Below are 2105 nucleotides of genomic sequence, written 5' to 3'. Positions count from 1 at the left end.
GGCCGCGCGGCCGCCGTCAGTGCAACGCGCGGGGCGCGTGGGCCGGCCGGGTATCGTGCAGGTCGGCCGGGCGCAACGGGCCGCCGGCGCAGGGTTGCGTCGAGACCGAGAACCCGAACGTGTTGATGCCGCCCGAGCAGGCGACGAACACGCTGCCGCCGTGCATCTCGGCGACGGCCTTGACGATCGACAGCCCGAGCCCGTGGTTCTCCTTGCTGTTCGCGCGGGCCTCCTCGAGTCGGTAGAAGCGCTCGAACACGTGCGAACGCCGGGCGGGGTCGATCGGTTCGCCGGGGTTCGCGACGGACATTTCGACCAGCGTGTCACGGCGCACGATCGTCACGCTGACCGTCGCACCGGGCGCCGAATGCTGGATCGCGTTGATCAGCAGGTTCGTCATCGCGCGGCGGAACAGCGACGGATCGACGGCCGCCCGCGCATCGCCGTGCAGCTCGGCGCGCAACTGCGCCTCGTCGAGCGGGATTTCGAGGAAGTCGAGCATGCGCCGCACTTCGTCGGCGAGCGACACGTCCTTCAGGTCGGTCGCACGTTCGCCGCGGTCGCTGCGCGACAGGAACAGCATGTCGTTGATGATCACGCGTAGCCGCTCGAATTCCTCGAGGTTCGACTGCAGCGTCTGCTGCATCCGCTCGACCGTGCGGTCGCGGCTGGTCAGCGCAACCTGGGTCTGGCCGATCAGGATGCTGATCGGCGTGCGCAGTTCGTGCGCGACGTCCGCGTTGAACGCCTCGAGCCGCGCGTAGGTTTGCTGGATGCGGTCGAGCGCGCCGTTGAACGAGGTGGCGAGGTCGCGCAGTTCGGCCGGCAGCGCGTCGGTCTGCAGCCGCTGGCGGCGGTTCGCGAGGCTGATCGCGGATGCGTCCTGCGACAGCCGGTCGAGCGGCGCGAGCCCGAAACGGGCCACCGCACGGCTCAGCAGCAGCGTAATGATCGTCGCGATCGTGATCAGCGCGGCGAGCGTCCAGCCGAAGCGGCGCAGCATCCGCTGCGTGCGTTCGCACGAGCTGGCGACGACCAGCTTCAGTGTCGGCCGCTCGCCGTTGCCGGCCACCGTGACGGTCTTCGTCATCACGTCGTAGGTGCTGTGGTTCAGCGCGTATTGCTGGAACGCGCCGAACGGTGCGCCGACGGGCACCCCGTCGACAGGCTGGCCAAAGCGGAAGTCCGGGTTCGGGGTGTCGACCTGGTAGCGCGTCGAACCGTCGGGCGGTTCGAGATCGGCGAGCTTTTCCTGCATGAGCCGCCCGCGCTGCGGCGTGAGCGCATGCGACACGATCATCTCGGCGACCTTGGCGCGCGTGTCGAGCGTCGCGCGCAGCTCGGCGAACAACTGGCGCTCCATCATCACGAACAGCCCGCAGCCCACCAGCGTGAACACGAGCAGCGACACGATGCCGAACATCGCCGACAGCCGCAGGACGATCGAGCGTTTCATGCCGGCCTCTCAGTGTCGCCGTCCTCGCGCGCCTCGAGCACGTAGCCCATCCCGCGGATCGTGTGCAGCAGCTTGTCCGTGAACGGGCCGTCGAGCTTCGCGCGCAGGCGCTTGATTGCCGTTTCGACGACGTTCGCGTTGCTGTCGAAGTTCACGTCCCACACGAGTTCGGCGATGGTCGTCTTCGACAGCACCTCGCCGCTGCGCCGTGCGAGCACACCGAGCAGCTGGAACTCCTGCGCGGTCAGGTCGAGCCGCGTGCCGTCGCGCGTGGCGCGGCGGCCGATCAGGTCGACCCGCAGGTCGCCGATCGAGATCAGCGTCGATTCCTGCACGCGTGCGCGGCGCGTCAGCGCGCGCAGCCGTTCGATCAGCTCGAGGAACGAGAACGGCTTGGTGAGGTAGTCGTCGGCGCCGCCGCGCAGCCCGCGCACGCGGTCGTCGACGCGGTCGCGCGCGGTCAGCATGATGACGGGCGTCTGCTTCTGCGCGCGCAATGCGCGCAGCACGCCGAAGCCGTCCAGCTTCGGCAGCATCACGTCGAGCACGACCACGTCGTAGTCGAATTCGACGGCTTTCCACGCGCCGTCTTCGCCGTCGAGCGCGGTGTCGACGACCCAGCCTTCCTCGGTCAGGCCGCTCTTCAGGA

General features: G+C 68.9%; 2 protein-coding genes. Both read right to left on the bottom strand.

Annotated features, from left to right (window positions below):
- Positions 1-16: 16 nt before the first annotated feature.
- Entirely contained in the window at positions 17-1456 is a 1440-nt protein-coding gene (locus G3O00_RS41980) for a heavy metal sensor histidine kinase (RefSeq protein ID WP_011355332.1), read from the bottom strand.
- Positions 1453-2103, bottom strand: coding sequence for a winged helix-turn-helix domain-containing protein (locus G3O00_RS41975; protein ID WP_206146525.1), 651 nt, complete (start codon positions 2101-2103; stop codon positions 1453-1455). Before G3O00_RS41975 ends, G3O00_RS41980 begins: the two co-directional genes overlap by 4 nt.
- Between the last annotated feature and the right edge of the window lie 2 nt (positions 2104-2105).

The organism is Burkholderia sp. Ac-20384, from assembly GCF_017104605.1.
Taxonomy (GTDB): Bacteria; Pseudomonadota; Gammaproteobacteria; order Burkholderiales; family Burkholderiaceae; genus Burkholderia; species Burkholderia lata.
This window is presented reverse-complemented; position numbering and strand designations above follow the sequence as displayed.